We start from the raw sequence: 17,557 nt of genomic DNA on the forward strand, positions 1-17,557 counted from the left end.
TGAAATTCTCTGTTTCAATCTTATTTTTCATTCACCAAATCATTGCTAGCTTATACAGAGGGAGGAGTACATCATGATTGAAGTATATATCGATGGTGCCAGCGCAGGTAATCCTGGGCCAAGCGGCGCTGGTGTCTTCATAAATAATAACGGTGTCATCGAGCGGCATTCCATTCCGCTCGGAGTAATGGAGAATCACGAAGCGGAATACCATGCACTAATTAAAGCATTGGAAATTTGTGTTGCCAATAAATATGATGTCGTTTCATTTCGAACGGATTCCCAAGCCATTAACCAGGCCATTGAAAAGGAATATGCAAAAAAAAAATATGCCATATTGCTTGAACGGGCGCTTAAGCTCTCGGCCAATCTTGAATTATTTTTCATGAAATGGATACCTAGTATCGAAAATAAATCCGCTGATGAATTGGCTAGACGGGCCATTCGCTTAAATCAGAATGAGGAAGTTCATGAACAAGACTGCTGATCTTTCATTATTATTCGTTGTATTCATCTGGGGAGTTACGTTTGTCATGGTCCAAAACGCTCTGTCGTTTCTTGAACCATTCACGTTTAATGCCGTCCGTTTTTTGATGGCCGTTGGTTTCTTGCTCATCCCTTATTTACTTACCATTCACAAAAGGCAAAAAACAGGCATTAAAGGTCTTTTATTAGCAGGAATTCACATTGGGGTTTGGCTTTTTCTAGGGTATGGGTTCCAAACGATAGGACTGAATTACACGACTCCTGCAAAGACAGGCTTCATAACGGGATTGAGTGTCGTCATGGTCCCCGTCTTTTCGCTTCTCCTTTTAAAGCATAAGCTTTCCCTTCGTACCCTTATAGGCGTCGGTGCCGCTACTGCCGGGCTTTACTTCATGACCTTGGCTGACCGATCGACCATGAATATCGGTGATTTACTGGTATTTTTATGCGCGATAAGTTTTGCGATGCAAATCATCACTACAGCCAGGTACGCCAAAAGCATGCCTGCGTTACCGTTGACGCTGATCCAGCTTTCAACAGTTTCATTATTATCCTTTGCGTCAGCCTTCATTTTCAACGAAGATCATTCCGTCATGTTCAGGCCATCTGTCATGCTGCAGAAAGACGTGTGGACTGCTTTATTGGTGACGGCAGCACTTGCCACTGCATTCGCTTTTTTTGCCCAAACTTACTTCCAGGCTTATACCACACCGACCAGGGTTGCATTGATCTTTTCAATGGAACCGGTTTTTGCAGCGTTATCCTCTTACATTTTGATAGGGGAAAAATTGACTTCCGCTTCCCTCATCGGCTGTGCACTCATTTTCTTGGGAATGATACTTGCTGAATTGCCAACAAGGCGGAAAAAAACGAAGATCGCGCAGGAAATTTCCTGACGCTACATAAAATAAATCGGACTTCTACCTAAAGGGAGTCCGATTTATTTTAACAGCCCCTGTTCCATTGCGAACGATATCGCACCGTTACGGGTTTCAATGCCATTTTGTTTCAAGTTTTCCAAAAATGAGATATAAAAGCTGCCGTCAAAATTCTTCTGGACCTTTAAAGTCAGCTCTATTGCAGCATTGACTAAAATATCACTGGCGTCTGTATAGCGCTTGCCAAAATAAATAAAGCCAATGGCATCATTGCCAAAAGTGAATCCCTTTCCTTCCAAAAAACGAACGTACTCCTCAGTCGATTTCGCCACTTCTTCATCCACTCCAAAATTCATGCCTTATTTTCATCTTACCGTAAATAAAAGATTTTGACTATCCATTTTTCGACAAAAAATTCACGGTACAAAGTAAAAGAGCTTACTATTGGTTAGACCCTTTCCTATAAATAAAACCCATTAAAAACGAATGGATCTACAGAGTTCATGGATGTTTTTCCCGTTATCCTCGGTTCTGAAGGGTGTACTTCTCCGTTTCTTTCCACTACAGGCAATCGCTTCTACAGAGGCGGTTCGCCCGAGCCAACTTGGTGTCCCATAGACGCGCTACCCCCGCAGGAGCCTCGAGAACCGGCTCCAAACAACTTTGTTTTAACTCAAAGACAAAACCCTTTTCATGGTTTTACAAGGGAATAATAAAAACTTGAGGGGATGAGGATGCTCTCTAAACACGATACTATACAGCCAAATCAACCTGATATGATTACGTTAGATCAGCTGGTGCATCGAACCGTTTGGTTGGTCCCCTGACCTCTGAAATTCAGGGTAATAATCGAAGGGAATTTCAAAAAGGGAGCTCCGATTAGGAAGCTCCCTTTGTTTTGTGTTATATCATCCTTAGTAAAGCCCTGAATTCATGATCCCTGGCAAGGTTTTGCACTTTCTCACGGTCATAGCGGTACACGGCTTCATCCAAAGAACATGAAATCGGAACGTCACATTTTATTTCAGCAAGTTTTCTGGATAAATGGAGCATATCGACGGCAGACTCAATCTTAGCCCGCTGCCCTTTAGTCAAGGAAGCGACATTTTCAAGAATGCCTTCGATGCTTTGATACTGTATCAATAATTTTAACGCTGTTTTCTCGCCAATCCCTTTCACTCCGGGATAGTTATCAGCTGTATCACCCATTAAAGCTTTTAAATCAACCATTTGCCTTGGTGTGATCCCTTTCCACTCATAAAAGCTATCGGGATTATGAACCTCATAATTACCGTAGCCTTTCTTCAGCAATAGAACGGATATATTTTCTTCTATTAACTGGAGCATGTCCTGGTCGCCTGTCAATATACTTACTTGGCTATGCTGGGCAGATGCTTTTGCAATGGTCCCGATACAGTCATCCGCCTCATAACCAGAAAGTCCTATATTTGGAATATCAAAGGCTTCTACTGCCTTTTTAGCCAAGTCGAATTGCGGGATCATTTCGATGGGAGCTTCGGAACGGTTGGCCTTGTACCCATCAAATATTTCATTACGGAACGTCTTGCTTCCCATATCCCAGCATACTGCTACATGACTGGGTGAAAATTGATTCACGGCTGTCAGCATATGCTTCAAAAAGCCTTGAACGGCATTTGTAGGCATTCCTTTTGAATTGATCATGAACTGCCCCGTAACGGCCGTTGCATAAAAAGCCCTGAATAGGAGCGCCATTCCGTCAACAAGCATGAAGGAATGCTGCTGCTCATTTTCTTTCATTAACACATTATCACCTCTATCATGATGTACATTTATTTTACCATACCTGTGCACTTTTTTAAGGAGCGTTTATTTGGAAAATTAATCACTCAATCGGATTATCATCATACGAAATCCAGTCACTAAAGCTGCCAATATATAGCTTAACATGTTTGTAACCAGCTTCTTTCAATGCAACATAATTGGGAGCTGCCGTTACACCAGAACCACAGTACACGATGATTTCCTTATCTCTGCCAATGTCGCTGAAATTCGCCTGAAGTGCTTCCTCCTTTTTGAAATGGCCATTATCGAGCACCTTCGTCCACAGCTTATTGACTGCGCCAGGAATATGTCCGGCTTTTTTATCGATCGGCTCCTCGATTCCTTGATACCGTTTGGCTTCCCTTGAATCCACCAAAACGATATCGTCCGCGCTTCTCATTGTAAATTGCTTCACTTCTTGATAAGAGGCATGAACCGACTCATTTAATTCCATATGATATTCAGTTGATGGATAATACGAAAGAGCTGCATCTATTGGGTACCCTCCATTCTTCCAGGCAGCATATCCACCTTCAAGCACTTGGACATTCCGATGGCCAAGATAGCTCAGCAGCCAGACAAATCTGGACGCATAAGAACCCTCTCCGCCGTCATAAGCCACGAGTACCGTATCATTCGTTATTCCGTTTGCTTCCAATTTCCCTTTAAAAACGGTTAAGTCTGGAAGCGGATGCCTCCCGCCATGTTCCTGAACCTGACCTGATAAGTCTTTTTCAAGATCGAAATAAACGGCGCCGGGAATATGGTCTTCTTCAAATTCCCTTTGCCCTGCGTCAGGCGATCCTAGCCGAAAGCGACAGTCACAGATCCTTATATCATTGGTTGTCAGCAACGGCAACAATTCTTCTTTATCGATTATATAACTCATCTATATCTCCTCCTATTAAAAACGGTCCAGAATGGTTGGGACCATTCCCGTGCACTTCCATGCAGAAGGCTTCATTCTTTCATTCTTTATGTACGCTGATTTCCCCTCTATTAATGAGAAGATTTTTTTCGGCTTTTCAGTAAAATTGAACTGCCCATTCATTGTTTTCGGTTTCAAGCACTACTTCCCGGATTACTTATCATATATACTGATGAAAAGGAAGCTGGAAATCCTTCGATGAATGAAAAGAATGGCTGCCGGCAGCAGCCATTCTTTGGTTTTATGATTTTTTTCTCAATCATATGATATCCAGGTTCTCACTACATTTATTTCGAATGCATTTTTGCCAATTGCGTTACTGCATTTTCATAATATGGTAAATCGACCTTTTCCTCCAAAGCTGCACGCAGCCCCGCAAAGATATCGGCTACCTCCTTCTTGAACTCGTTTTGAATGGCAAGCAATTCTTGATCAAGCACTTGATCATACATGGCAAAAATCCGCTCCCCCTGCTCTTTTACATACGTAAGGGCAGGTTCATCCAAACGCTTCTGAAGACCCTCGCTCATTTTCACTTTTTCATTTTTTTCAAAGAAAGACTTAGGGTTTTTAAATAAAGCCAATTCCTTCTTGAATTCCGCTGTATCCAATTGGACGAAAGCTCCCGTGAATTCTGGCGATTCCCGCTCATTAGGTTCATATGGCTGCACCGAGAGGGTTTTTCTTACTTTCTGCATTTGCTGCACCAAACCGTTTTGTTTTTCGTTCAACAATTTATTGACGAACATTTCCGATCTTAAAGCCGTTGCCCGCATTTCCTGGGCGAGGTCAAAGCCTAACGCATTCAGTAAATTACTCAGTGATTGCTTCAGGACCCTTTTCAAATCCCCGCCATCATCCTTCAGGACAGATGGGTTGAATGACTCCTTGAAGAAATCATTAAACCGGAAAAAGACCCGTTGTTTACTATAAAAAGTCAATTCGTCTATTTCTTTTTTCAACCGTTGCTTTTCTGCATCGCCTTTCATCACAGAGAGAATGTCAGATATCGCCTGAGCCTCACTGGAAATGGTTTCCAAAGCTTTTCTTTTCGTTTTTTCATCCTGCTTTGAAGCTGCAATCACATCACGAAGGAGCTCTTCCGTCCTTTTTACAGCTGCTTGTGCCGATTCAATGGCAAGTCCTGTTAGATCATTTTCGATAAAAGAATCGAATTGCTTTTGGAACTCGGAAATTCCGCTATTCGGCAGGAACGAGTGCTTAAATGAACCTGGCGTTTGCTTTTCCGATAATGCCCCTTTGCTCGTGAGTGGAAACAGCTTTGGAAAACGGATGCCGAATCCATTCAGTTGATTCTTGACATAATCCATCACTTCGTCCAATTCAACGGACGTTTGTGCAAGATCGACTGCATTGACGATAAAGAACATCTTATCCATGGCGAATGAATCTTTCACACGGCCAAGTTGAATCAGGAACTCCCTATCTGCCCGGGAAAATGGATGATTATAGTAGGTCACGAAAAGAATGGCGTCGGAATTCTTGATGTATTCGAAAGCAGCTCCTGTATGTCGGGCATTTATCGAATCCGCTCCAGGAGTGTCGACAAGCACCATCCCTTGCTTTGTCATTTCGCAGTCATACCGCAATTCGATCAAATCCACGAGACATGACTTGGACTCTTCGGCAGCAAACCGTTTGAACCCTTCCAGATCCACCGTAACCACATTGCCTAAATCATCTTTATGCTCGGGCATCCCTTGGTGAAAAGCGCGAAGGAATGATAAATGTGTTTTCCCTTTATCCACTTCGCCTGCATCGGCGATGATTTGCCCTGCCAGTTGAAGGGCTTCATCAAGTGTCTTTGCCGATTTATCAAAGGCAGCCAAAGCCAGGCTAACATCTTCCAACAACATCGCTTCCGTTTTTAATTTGACCGTTGCTGTTCCATGAGGATGATCAGCGTCGGAAGCCATGATTTTGTTGATGGCAGCTGTCGTCGGGTTCGGAGAAACGGGTAGGACGCTTTCTCCCATTAACGCATTGGCAAAGGAAGATTTACCGGCACTGAAGGCCCCGAAAAGGGCAACGGTAAAGGTCTGCTTCTCCAAACGAACCGCCTTATCGGTCAATTCTTTATAGAGTGATTGGAAGCCTCTCAAAGGTTGAATCAATTGAGCGGCCTGCTGTAGGCTTGTGGCCGTTTCCATTAACTTTTCTTTTCCCCTTAGATCCGTTGCACCCTGAATGGGAACCGCAGTGGAAGGTTCGGCATCCTGCACTGTTTGCTCTGCCACAGCTGGCACTTTGACATGCTCTGGTTGGTTTGCTTCAGCGGTTTTCATGATTTTGACGGTAATGTTTTTTTCCTCTTCATTCCACTGACTTAGAAGATTGTCGATATCGTGCTCCGTTGCCAAAGTGGCCGTTTGATTGGCAATTGCCTTCAAACTTTCCGATTGGGCAGCGATTTCGGCGTTGATAACCGCCGTCGCTTTTAAGGCTTCCGCGAATTCGGCAAAACCTTCGAGCTCCTTATCGATGGATTGCGACTGCTCTTCCACGATTCCTTCCATGACGGCAGCGATTTGGTTCAAAAAGCTTTCCGATACATCACGGGCCTTCTTTTTGATGGCAGAGGCCAAGTCATTTGTATAATTTAAGACATATTCACCGGTTATATCGACTTGAGGTTTCAGGGAGCCTTTTATGTAAGCTTCCGTTACCTCGATTTGCAGTGTCTGGGCTTTGCTTTCAAGCGCTGAATCATGTACTTCGGCCTTCGTCAGCGTTTTGACCGCCAACTCCTTAAGATGCCATTCGAGCTGGGTCTTCACTTTTTCTTGCAAGTCAGCCAAAAATGCCCGGATACGTTCCTCACGCTCCGCCTCCGTTTTTTTCTTGGCAAATAATAGACCCATTTTAAAATCAGGTTGTGCCGACTCCAAAAAGGATTTTCCAAGGTCACGTGTGGATGCGGGCATGATGTATGCGCTCTTCAGAATCGTTTCAAGGGCATCGGAATATTGGGCCTTGATAGCCTCTGTACGGCCATCCAATGTGTTTTTTTCCTTCATTAGGCTGTCCACTTGGTGAGTCAGGTGCTTTCGCTCTTCAAAAGGAAGTTCGGATAATACTTCAATTTGATTCGCGTGTTCTTCTTCATACTGTTCCTTCAACCAGGCAAGATGCCTGTCGACTAATGCTTTAGCCGATTGCATGATGGCATCCTTTCCATCATTTTGGCCCCTATCTGCCATTTCATATATAAACTTGCGAACCTCTTCGATTTCATTATCTTTATTGTTCAGTTCTCTAACGGATGTATAAAATATCCCATCAGGGTATACATTCCAATTTGCAAATGCTTCCGAAACGGAAAGCTTGAAGTCTTGAAAGCCAAGCTCACGCTCATCATGCTTATCGATCATATTGATAATCAAATAGGTCGGTTTTTCAGCCTCCAGCAATTCTTTGGTGAAAAGGAAATTCACTTCTGATTGAACGTGATTATAGTCCATGACATAGAAAACGACATCAGCAAGATGCAGCGCTGATTCCGTAGAAACCCTATGGGCATCATCAGTCGAATCGATTCCTGGCGTATCCATGATGGCACATGAATCCGGCAGGGAAAAATGCTTGGAACTTATGGTTATAGCCGATACAGAATCTCCATCTTTCGCAAATTTCTTAACTTCTTTAAAGTCATATGGTGCTGGAAATAAAACGGGCGGCTGGTTATGATAAAAGACTTTGGCATAGTCTTCTCCTTTTTGGACTTTAACCGTATTGGCACTCGTTGGAATCGGTGAAGAGGGTAATACTTGATCATCCAGCAGGAAATTGATCATACTTGATTTACCGGCTGAAAAATGCCCGCAAAAAGCGATGATGAATTCCTCATTATTCACTTTCATGATTAACTGCTTCAGCTTATCAGCGTTGCCTGTATCACCTGCCGACTGAAATTTCTCATACATGGCAGTCAAAATTCCCAATTTCGACTGTTGTTTAACTGTTTCTTGAATCATGAATCCATACCCCTTAATCTATCGTCATTTTAATACTCTTATTGTAAACGATTTCGATTGTTATTCATACCGTCAGCTTTTAGTTTTACTATATGATGCATTACATGGCATGTTAAAAAAAACCACCGATTGGTGGATAGGCGCAGTTTGATTGATCGAAACCCTTTTTTGAAACAAAAAAAAACCAGGCTATTTACCTGGTTGTAGGAGTGGGGTTGAATGATGCCCGGTTTTCCTTTGTTGACTCATCATAAGGTCTATTCGCCTTTGCCGGTTTTTGAATATTACTCAGTACATATTTCATCACAAAACCATATGTAGCGATTGTCAATAAAATGAATACCCAGACCATTACATACACCATCCTCTTTTATATTGAACTGCTTTTTATTTTTTAAAGAATTCATTTGGTTATTTGATTGAGAATAATTTTCATCTTCAATTAAGATATTATCACGAACGATAATCATTTTCAATAAGAAAATGAAATGTTTTTTATTTTCCTTTGAAAACCGCCGAGTATTCCGTATTTTCCTTTAATGCTTTCTCTTCAAGAGGAATTCTAACCGCCATCATCCAGATGTTCAAAACCGTAAAGATGATCGCTGTATAATATGCATTGAATAACAAGGAAATAACGATAATCTCCGTAGCCACGATAATGTAGTTTGGATGTTTGAAAAATTTATAAGGTCCTTTAATGACTACTTCGGCATTGGGAACGACGATGATTTTTGTATTCCAATGCTTCCCTAATGAGCTGATCACCCAAATCCTTCCTGACTGAGCAACCAGGAAAAGAGTCAGCCATATAGGCCATAGGGCAGAGACATCCCTTCCAAACACGATTACTTCAAAAATGAGGACGATAAAAAAGCTTACGTGCATCAGGACCATCCATCTGTAATGGGACTCACCGTATTCGACCGCTCCAGCCCCTTTCAGCTGCTTTTCATTCTGTTTGGCAATATATAATTCCGCGAGGCGCTGAGTCGCAATCAAGACAATGAAAATGGCAAAAATCATCATGTCCACCTCATTAATAACAGTTCGGATGAAAATCCCGGCCCCAATGCAGCGGCCAAGCCTAAGTCTTCTTTATTTCCGCCGCGCTGCATGAATCTCTCCAAAACATACAAAATGGTGGCTGATGACATATTGCCAAACTCCCTCAATACATTCATTGACTCTTTGGTCATGCTATCATCGAATCCCAAGGCTTCGTGATAGGCATCAATGACCTTTTTCCCGCCTGGATGAGCAATGAAATCCGTAATATCGTCGAGCTTCAGTTCATTTTCCACTAAGAAGGCTTGTACATTCGGTTTTAGCCAATCCTTGATGATGGTGGGAATATCCTTGGAGAAAACGACATATAGTCCCTGATCCTTAACATCCCACCCCATTACATCCAAGGAATCCGGCATGAGAGTGGATTGGGAATCCAGGAAGGACAAATGACGTTCTTTTCTTGATAGTTCAGGAGATACTTCATCGCCGCACACCAATACACAGCTTACTCCATCAGAAAATAAGGAGGTTCCAATGAGATTGCTTTTTGAAATATCGTTTCTTTGGAATGTTAAACTGCATAATTCCACGCTTAAGACAATGACCTTCGCCTTCGGGTAAGCCTTGCAATATTCGAAAGCCCGTGATAGGCCGCTCGCCCCCCCAGCACAGCCTAGCCCCCAAATCGGAATCCTTTTCGCATGCGGATTAAATGGAAGTTCATTCATGATCCGGGCATCGATCGTCGGAGTAGCCATCCCCGTGCTCGAAATATAAAAGAAAGCATCCAGTTCGTTTGCCGGAAGCTCCTCTTTTAAGAATTCCGTGTTGGCCAAGCATTTTTGAATCGCCTCCACACCGAACTCAATGGCCTGCTTGATATATAAATCATTCCGTTCGGCAAAAGTATGCTCTTCCTTAAACCAATCAAGATCATTGGAAAAATACCGATTCTCTACTTGTCCATTCTTAAAGGCTTTTAGTAACCGTTCAATATTTTTAAAGGAAGGTCCGAAGATCTCCCGTGAAAATTCCATTATTTTATCCTGTGAAAGTAAATATGGCAGCTTTATATGTGAAGCAGATAGTAAATACGGCATGAGCCCACCCCTTATTATTCTTGATATGGGTAATATACCCACCAAGAAAATTTTTATGCTTTCTAACTAAATGACTACAGCTTTTGTTGATTTCTTATATTTTTTTCTTAATTCATTAAAATAAATAGGTAAAAAAACCTATTTATTTGGTAAGATAGAGAATAAACCCATACTATCGGAGGATTATATTATATGGAAAGCAACGCTGTTATCACAAAAGTCCTGAATGGAACCATTCTCGCTGTCAAATCGGTCCTTCCTTTCTCGTTGGATATTCAAAAGCCCTCTTTCTTTAGGCAGCCTTTCGAGCAGGAATCCATCAGCGTCCTCATCGGCATGACAGGCGATATTCGCGGAAGACTGATCATTGAGGGCACAAACGAATGCATGAGTAAAATAGGTGAAAGCATGTTTGGCATGCCATTGGAAGGTGAAATGCTTGAATCTTTCGCAGCCGAGCTTGGCAATATGCTCGCAGGAAATATGGCAACCTCCTTGGCAGCCGATACAACGATGGATATAACACCTCCCACCGTCATAGTCGGCAAGACGAAATTATATGGCTTTAATGAAGCCATTAATCTCCCCATCTCATTGGATGGTGCAGGGACGATTCATTTCATCCTCATGATCGAAAAATAGCCATACCCAATAAAGCCCCCTTACTGATGAAGTAAGGGGGTGCTTTCAATCTTCCTCTTTTATGGAAGATTGATTTTGTACCTGGATAATTATGCTTTGAAACTCCTCTTTGCCACAAACACTGCACCTGAACTCCTGGCTTAAAATGGTCCGACAATGAATGCAATATTTTTTCTCCATCTCTATCACTACTTTCCTGAACATATACTATCAATATATTCAATAACGGAAGATAGTTTCCTTTTATCTGATAAAACCATCATGCATCTTTAATGGTGCTGCATTTTCAGGAAAAAAAATTGCCCCGAATTCTCGGATTTGAGAATTCGGGGCATGAAACGGCTGAATCTACTAAAACTTAGGCTGCCTTCTGGCCTTGCAGACCCGCTTGCTTTACTTTTCCCTTCGTCGGAATGATGTTGAAGACGATATTCAAGAAAATCGCTGTCAAACTACCGGCAACAATACCGTTTTCCGTCAAGATTTGAAAACTTTGCGGGATTTGGGCAAATAGCTCAGGAACGACCGTCACCCCTAGGCCCATGCCGACTGAACAAGCAATGATCAATAAATTTTCTTGGGAGGCAAAGTCCACTTTGCTTAACATCTTGATCCCGGCAGCTACCACCATACCGAACATCGCCACCATTGCGCCGCCAAGTACGGATGAGGGGATAATGGTCGTGAATGCACCAATTTTCGGAACAAAACCTATGAAAATAAGAATACCTGCCGTAGTATAAATGACATTCCTTGTTTTGATGCCTGACAGTTGAATCAATCCGACATTTTGTGAAAAAGCGGTATATGGAAAGGCATTGAACAAACCGCCAATCATGATGGCTAGCCCCTCGGCACGGTATCCACGAGCTAGATCGTCTTCTGAAATCTCTTTTTCCGTAATTTCACCAAGTGCATAATATACGCCAGTCGACTCCACCAAGCTGACGATCGCCACCAAAGTCATGGTAATGATCGGTGTGATGTTGAATGTCGGAAGGCCGAAGTAGAAGAAATGTGGCATATGCAGCCAAGTGGCATTGACCACTGAGCTAAAATCCACTTTTCCAAGGAAAAATGCAACCAAGGTCCCCACCAACAGCCCTAATAAAATGGAAATGGAGCGTACGAATCCCGTTGAGAATTTATACATGAATATGATGAATAATAAAGTGCCAAATCCAAGGGCCACGTTCGTCAAGTCACCGAAATCTTCAGCCCCCTGACCTCCGCCGAGATTGTTGATCGCGACAGGAATGAGCGTGATGCCAATGATCAAAACGACCGATCCAGTGACAATGGGCGGGAAGAACCTTGCCAACTTCCCGAAGAATTTACTGATTAACACGACAATCAATCCCGATACCAAAATGGAGCCGTAAATGGAGTTGATTCCATATTGCGTACCAATTGCTATCATCGGGCTAACTGCTGTGAACGTGCAACCTAGTACCACAGGAAGCCCAATTCCAAAGAATTTATTTTTCCATACTTGCAATAAGGTTGCTATTCCACACATTAAAATATCAATCGATACTAAATAGGTTAACTGCGCTGCGGTCAATCCCAGCGCCCCACCGACAATCAATGGGATGACGATCGCACCTGCATACATGGCAAGAACATGCTGTAATCCTAAGGAAGCAACTTTTAATGGGTGATTGATTAGACATGGATCGGAGCCCCTTCCTTTTCTTCAACGAACGTTATCTCACCGAGTTTCAATTCCGCGATTTCTGCAAGTGACTCCACCTGAAAGCCTTGTTCCCTAAGGTCCTTCCCGCCGCTTTGGAAAGCTTTTTCGATAACGATGCCGATTCCTGCCACTTCTGCACCAACCTGACGGCAAATATCCACCAAGCCTCTAGCTGCTTGACCGACCGCAAGGAAGTCATCGATGATCAATACCTTATCGCCCGCTTCAATATATTTATTGGAAACCGTGATTGTATTGGTTTCTTGCTTTGTGAAGGAATGGACGGAAGCAGTCACTAAATCCTTTGTCAACGTAAGCGATTTACGTTTGCGTGCAAAGATTAGCGGGACTTCCAATTCCAAGGCTGCCATCAATCCAGGTCCAATGCCTGAAGATTCGATGGTCAGCACTTTCGTTATTTCCTTTTGTTCAAAACGCTTGGCGAATTCTTTACCGATTTCTTTCATCAGCAAAGGATCCATTTGATGATTTAAGAATGAATCCACTTTTAATATGTCTTCAGATAAAGCTTGACCCTCGGACAAGATTTTTTCCTTTAAAAGTTGCATGAAGGTTCCTCCCAGTCTTGGATGTTTTTTGACCCATAAACCGTGCCTTGTTTCCGGACAAAATGAAAAAGCCCAGGAAACATTGCGGCACTTTGTTGGAGTGAAGCAATATTCCTGGGCATTTATGTATAATGAATCGGCAAAAGCCTCCCATTATGTATGCGACAGAACCTATTACTCACCCATAGTCGAATTATTTACGGCAATTCGGTAGAAACTTGCAGGCCATATCCCTGCGATTATACGAGTGAAACTTTATAATTTTATTAATATATGAATTATAACAACGCTTCTTTAATTTGAAAAGGCATTTTTGATAAAAACCGAACTTTCAATTAAAATGTATAATGATCATTCGTTTATTTGGAATATTATGAAATTTGATAGCCAGTTATTTTCCCTAATTCTCCAAAAAACAGGAAGACCCTGGCGTTTTCACCAAGGTCCCCCTTTATTCTATTGAATTTTATAAACTTTTTTGTATTTACTTTCAAGATACTGAATTAAATACTGGACATTCAATCCTTCCCCTGTCGTTTCTTCCAAAATCTCTAGAGGTTTTTTTGTTTTGCCGTATTTATGGACATGATCATTCAGCCATTTCCTGATTGGTTCCATGTTGCCGGATTCCAACAAAGCATCAAATTCAGGCAAGTCTTTTAGCATGGACTGCTTGATTTGGGCTGCATACATATATCCCAATGCATAAGATGGGAAGTAGCCGAAGCTGCCGTCTGACCAATGTACATCTTGCAATACACCCATGGCATCATTCTCAGGCACGATCCCCAAATATTCCTTATATTTTTCATTCCAGACCTTAGGCAAGTCCTTCACTTCAAGTTCTCCGTTGAATAGGGCTTTTTCCAGCTCATACCGGATCATGATGTGTAAAGGATATGTAAGTTCATCTGCCTCAATGCGGATCAAAGATGGCTTTGATTCGTTAATGCCACGGTAGAAGTCATCCAGCGTCACATCATCGAATTGCCCGGGAGCAAATTCTTTTAGAAGGGAATATTTATTCTTCCAGAAGCTATAGTTCCGCCCAATGAAATTCTCGAAAAACAGTGATTGCGATTCATGGATCCCCATTGATGTCCCTTCATCAAGCAGCGTTCCGGTTAACTCCTCCGCGATATTCTGCTCATAAATGGCATGTCCGCATTCATGGATCGTACCAAAGATGGCACCCCTGAAATCATTCTCATCGTAGCGGGTCGTCACCCGGACATCCCCCCGATTAATTCCAGTCGCAAAAGGATGGACGGTTTCATCCAGCCTGCCAGCCTTGAAATCATACCCCAGCTGTTCTAAAACGGCAAGGTTCAATTGATGCTGTTTATCCTTTGGGAACTTTTTATAAAGGAATGCCGTTTCCGGTTGATGTTCACTTGCAGCGATTTGCTTTACAAGAGGCACGATACTCGCACGGAGTTCACTGAATACCTTGTCAAGTATGTCTACGGTCATCCCTGGTTCATACATATCCAATAGGGTGTTGTATTTCTGTCCCTCATAGCCCCAATACTCTACGAACTTACGCGTATACGCAACAATTTGCTCTAGGTAAGGTTGAAATAACGAAAAATCCGCTTTTTCCCTTGCCTCTTCCCAAGCACTTTCAGAGCGGGATTGCAGAATTACGAATTCCTTGAATTCATCTGCAGGGATCTTCTTGTTTCTTACGAACTCTTTTTTACATTCTTGTACCATTTTATTGGTCGTAGGGCTCAGGCTCGCTTCCCCCATTGCAAGTTCTGTAATGAACGACTCCATCTCGTTACTTGTGCTCATATTAAAAACCTCTGAGGATAAAACCCCAACAACTTCTGATCGCTGCTCTACTCCTTTTTTCGGTGCACCTGTGCGCAAATCCCAAAAAATCAGCGCCAGTGCCTCCTTATAGGCGGCAATTTTCTTGATATACTCTTTAAATTCCTTTTCTATCAGTTCGATACCCTTTTTATTCATTTTCACTGCTCCTTCCACCTACACTTTACCATATTATACTAAAATCATTCACCTCAGAACTATCGGCAAAAAAAAAGAGCCAAGGGAGCAAGCCCCCTTAGGCTCTAGACTGAAGTGCGTTTACAATGTAACAGGAAGAACGGAGACGATCTTATCTTTCACCTGTTCCGAAAGATTCTTTTCCGTCAAAATCTGAACGGTTCCAGAGTCATCGCTCGTCCTGATCAAGCGACCTATCCCTTGACGCAGGCGAAGGAGCATATATGGAAGATCCACTTCCTCGAATGCATCGGCAACCGAATTCCGTTTGGCTTCAAACACTGGATCACGCGGCGGGAATGGCAAGGAGTGTATCACGACATTTTGCAGTGATGGCCCCGGAACATCCAGACCTTCCCATAAATGATAGGAGAACAGGGATGATTGCTCATCTTCTTGAAACTTCTTAACAAGATCACTGATTTCCGCTTCCCCTTCAAAATAAAAAGGATAAGCGGATTCAGGACAATGATCCTTGAACCAATGCAATTCTTCTTTTGAATGGAATAACACCAGCGTCCGTCCTTCATTTTCCTCAATCGTTTTCAATGTATACTGAAGCTTTGCCATTTGGTCTCCATTTTCAAAGACAGGCATGTTCATTTTCATAACTTCATCATAGTCGAATGGAGATTCCACAGAGAAGCTGTCATACTTTTCTATCCCTAAGCTATCAGCAATGTATTGGAAAGATTTATTATCCGATAATGTCGCCGATGAGAAAATGTACGGGATCTTTTTAGAAAATACTTGTTCAGCCAGGATGTCCTGTACCAGCCTTGGCATAATGACCAATGTTTTCGTCATTTCATTTTCTTCAAACCAGGAAACGGCCTGCTCATCCTTCACGAATAGTGAAAGCGAGTAGCCCAGCTGTTCTAAATATTCTTCCGTAACCTTTAGGTCATAATCATTGATCGTGTACATTTCCGCTTCAAAAACGAGGCTCTCCTCCAACTCTTCAACCTTTTTATGAAGCTTTTGGGCGAAGCTCGTTATTTGTTTGGACATCGGGATTTCATAGCGATTCGAACCGCTGACATGAATCGCTTTTTCATCGAGCAAATCAAAAAACTCTTCATTGATGTCAATTAAGTCTTCAATGATGTATAGCGTTTCTTCACGAACCTGATTGCCTGTAAGCAATTCCAAAACAGAAGCGAGTGTTTGTTCGCCGACTTTGTACGTTAACGCCTTTTGAGCAGCAAATTCCAATAGATGGCCTTCATCAAAGACGACGCAGCTATGCTCTGGAAGTAAAGGTAATTGCCCTTCGCGCTTCCGTTTCTCTTTAGTCCATACATGCTCCATGAAAAAGTCATGGGAACAAATGATCAAATCACTTGATTTTCGATAATGATCCCGTGATAGGGTTTGTCCGCAGCGATGGCGTTTATCACAAGTAAAACAGTTTTGAAGCTGATCCCAGCCGACTTTGGACCAATCTTCATCATTCAAATAGGGATATTGTTTACGGTCCCCGTATGCTGTATAGGCATTCATGGATGAATTATCATGGACAAACTTCGGAAGTTCATCATAAAGCTGATCGATGCCTTCAGAATCTTCATGGTTGACCGCATGCTCCAATTTCTTAAGACAAACATATTGATCGTGGTATTTGGCAAGACGGACATCCACTTCAATACCTAACGCATTCTTGATTTTTTCAATGTCGCCTTCTTCTTTCACAAGCTGTTCAATCAATGTTTCATCTGCACACGAAATGATTGCCGGCTTGTTCGTATATCTTGCATAACAAATCGCATATAGTAAATAGACCAAGGTCTTACCGGTCCCTACACCAGCTTCAGCAAAACTTACATTCTTTTCTTTAAAGGCTTTTTCCAACTGAAATGCCATGAAGATTTGTTCATCACGCAGCTCAAATCCTTTTTCGGGAAGAATATCGTAAAAAACATCACCGATCCATTCTGAAAGCTTATCGTAAAAAGAATCTTCCTTTGTTACCGAAAAAGGCAGTGTTTTAAGCATCCTGGTCTCCCCTTTTATCTATCATAAAGTAAGTCAAATCCGCACCGTAATAATCTTAAGCAAAAGTATATTATCCTTCATTACACTTTAATAGTCAAGGTATTTGCCATATACCAGGAATGAAATGTTCAGCGCATGCTGTTCATAATTGGTCCAAGGAAAATAAAAGACAGGCTCTAAAAAGAGCCTGTCTGTAAATAATATAGGGTTGAATTAAGCTTTGTTTACGTTTGATGCTTGTGGTCCACGTTGACCTTGTTCTACATCAAATGTAACATCTTGGCCTTCTTCAAGTGTTTTGAAACCTTCGCCTTGGATAGCTGAGAAATGTACGAATACATCGTCTCCACCTTCACGTTCGATGAAGCCAAAACCTTTTTCTGCGTTAAACCATTTTACTTTACCTTGTTCCATTTTTGTTGCCTCCTAGTGTGTTTTCCA

Annotated in this window: 15 protein-coding genes and 1 riboswitch; of the genes, 3 read left to right on the forward strand and 12 right to left on the reverse strand. The window is 42.2% G+C overall.

Translation table 11 applies throughout. The features are described from left to right. The first annotated feature begins 73 nt into the window (after positions 1-73). Both MHI53_RS14550 and MHI53_RS14555 read left to right on the forward strand, forming a co-directional pair. Positions 74-487, forward strand: coding sequence for a reverse transcriptase-like protein (locus MHI53_RS14550; protein WP_061144223.1), 414 nt, complete (start codon positions 74-76; stop codon positions 485-487). Next, positions 471-1,382 carry a DMT family transporter gene (locus MHI53_RS14555; RefSeq protein WP_340371620.1) on the forward strand — a complete coding sequence of 304 codons (912 nt, stop codon included), beginning with the start codon at positions 471-473 and terminating at the stop codon, positions 1,380-1,382. The genes MHI53_RS14550 and MHI53_RS14555 overlap by 17 nt, the downstream gene beginning before the upstream one ends. A gap of 44 nt (positions 1,383-1,426) precedes the next feature. Here MHI53_RS14555 and MHI53_RS14560 read toward each other — a convergent pair whose 3' ends face one another. The 7 genes from MHI53_RS14560 to MHI53_RS14590 form a co-directional block, all read right to left on the reverse strand. Continuing rightward, positions 1,427-1,720, reverse strand: coding sequence for a DUF6123 family protein (locus MHI53_RS14560; protein WP_061144225.1), 294 nt, complete (start codon positions 1,718-1,720; stop codon positions 1,427-1,429). Between the two features lie 547 nt (positions 1,721-2,267). Further along, entirely contained in the window at positions 2,268-3,143 is an 876-nt protein-coding gene (locus MHI53_RS14565; protein ID WP_061144226.1) for a 5'-3' exonuclease H3TH domain-containing protein, read from the reverse strand. Between the two features lie 85 nt (positions 3,144-3,228). Continuing rightward, on the reverse strand, positions 3,229-4,056 hold the full coding sequence (locus MHI53_RS14570; RefSeq protein WP_340371621.1) for a sulfurtransferase: 828 nt from the start codon (positions 4,054-4,056) through the stop codon (positions 3,229-3,231). A gap of 326 nt (positions 4,057-4,382) precedes the next feature. Continuing rightward, positions 4,383-8,090 carry a dynamin family protein gene (locus MHI53_RS14575; RefSeq protein ID WP_340371622.1) on the reverse strand — a complete coding sequence of 1,236 codons (3,708 nt, stop codon included), beginning with the start codon at positions 8,088-8,090 and terminating at the stop codon, positions 4,383-4,385. A gap of 193 nt (positions 8,091-8,283) precedes the next feature. Continuing rightward, entirely contained in the window at positions 8,284-8,442 is a 159-nt protein-coding gene (locus MHI53_RS14580; protein WP_185113151.1) for a hypothetical protein, read from the reverse strand. 143 nt (positions 8,443-8,585) lie between these two features. Beyond that, positions 8,586-9,116, reverse strand: coding sequence for an isoprenylcysteine carboxylmethyltransferase family protein (locus MHI53_RS14585; protein WP_340371623.1), 531 nt, complete (start codon positions 9,114-9,116; stop codon positions 8,586-8,588). After that, a complete protein-coding gene (locus MHI53_RS14590; protein WP_340371624.1) occupies positions 9,116-10,201 on the reverse strand; it encodes a 3-oxoacyl-[acyl-carrier-protein] synthase III C-terminal domain-containing protein in 1,086 nt (361 codons plus the stop codon). The genes MHI53_RS14585 and MHI53_RS14590 overlap by 1 nt, the downstream gene beginning before the upstream one ends. A gap of 192 nt (positions 10,202-10,393) precedes the next feature. Here MHI53_RS14590 and MHI53_RS14595 point away from each other — a divergent pair, with 192 nt between their 5' ends. After that, entirely contained in the window at positions 10,394-10,843 is a 450-nt protein-coding gene (locus tag MHI53_RS14595; protein WP_340371625.1) for a chemotaxis protein CheX, read from the forward strand. A gap of 358 nt (positions 10,844-11,201) precedes the next feature. Here MHI53_RS14595 and MHI53_RS14600 read toward each other — a convergent pair whose 3' ends face one another. The 5 genes from MHI53_RS14600 to MHI53_RS14620 all read right to left on the reverse strand — a co-directional run bounded on the left by MHI53_RS14600 (position 11,202) and on the right by MHI53_RS14620 (position 17,530). Next, a complete protein-coding gene (locus MHI53_RS14600; RefSeq protein ID WP_340373694.1) occupies positions 11,202-12,509 on the reverse strand; it encodes a nucleobase:cation symporter-2 family protein in 1,308 nt (435 codons plus the stop codon). Next, entirely contained in the window at positions 12,509-13,108 is a 600-nt protein-coding gene (locus tag MHI53_RS14605; RefSeq protein ID WP_340371626.1) for a xanthine phosphoribosyltransferase, read from the reverse strand. Before MHI53_RS14605 ends, MHI53_RS14600 begins: the two co-directional genes overlap by 1 nt. 165 nt (positions 13,109-13,273) lie before the next feature. Further along, a riboswitch (purine riboswitch) is annotated at positions 13,274-13,375 on the reverse strand. A gap of 189 nt (positions 13,376-13,564) precedes the next feature. Continuing rightward, positions 13,565-15,082 (reverse strand): carboxypeptidase M32, encoded by a 1,518-nt coding sequence (locus MHI53_RS14610; RefSeq protein WP_340371627.1) that lies wholly within the window; start codon positions 15,080-15,082, stop codon positions 13,565-13,567. A gap of 120 nt (positions 15,083-15,202) precedes the next feature. Beyond that, positions 15,203-17,116, reverse strand: coding sequence for an ATP-dependent DNA helicase (locus tag MHI53_RS14615; RefSeq protein WP_061144234.1), 1,914 nt, complete (start codon positions 17,114-17,116; stop codon positions 15,203-15,205). Positions 17,117-17,329: 213 nt separating this feature from the next. Further along, complete coding sequence (locus MHI53_RS14620) at positions 17,330-17,530, reverse strand: cold-shock protein (RefSeq protein WP_034307871.1); 201 nt, start codon at positions 17,528-17,530, stop codon at positions 17,330-17,332. Positions 17,531-17,557: the final 27 nt, after the last annotated feature.

This window comes from Peribacillus sp. FSL E2-0218 (assembly GCF_037992945.1).
GTDB classification, from domain to species: Bacteria; Bacillota; Bacilli; order Bacillales; family DSM-1321; genus Peribacillus; species Peribacillus simplex_B.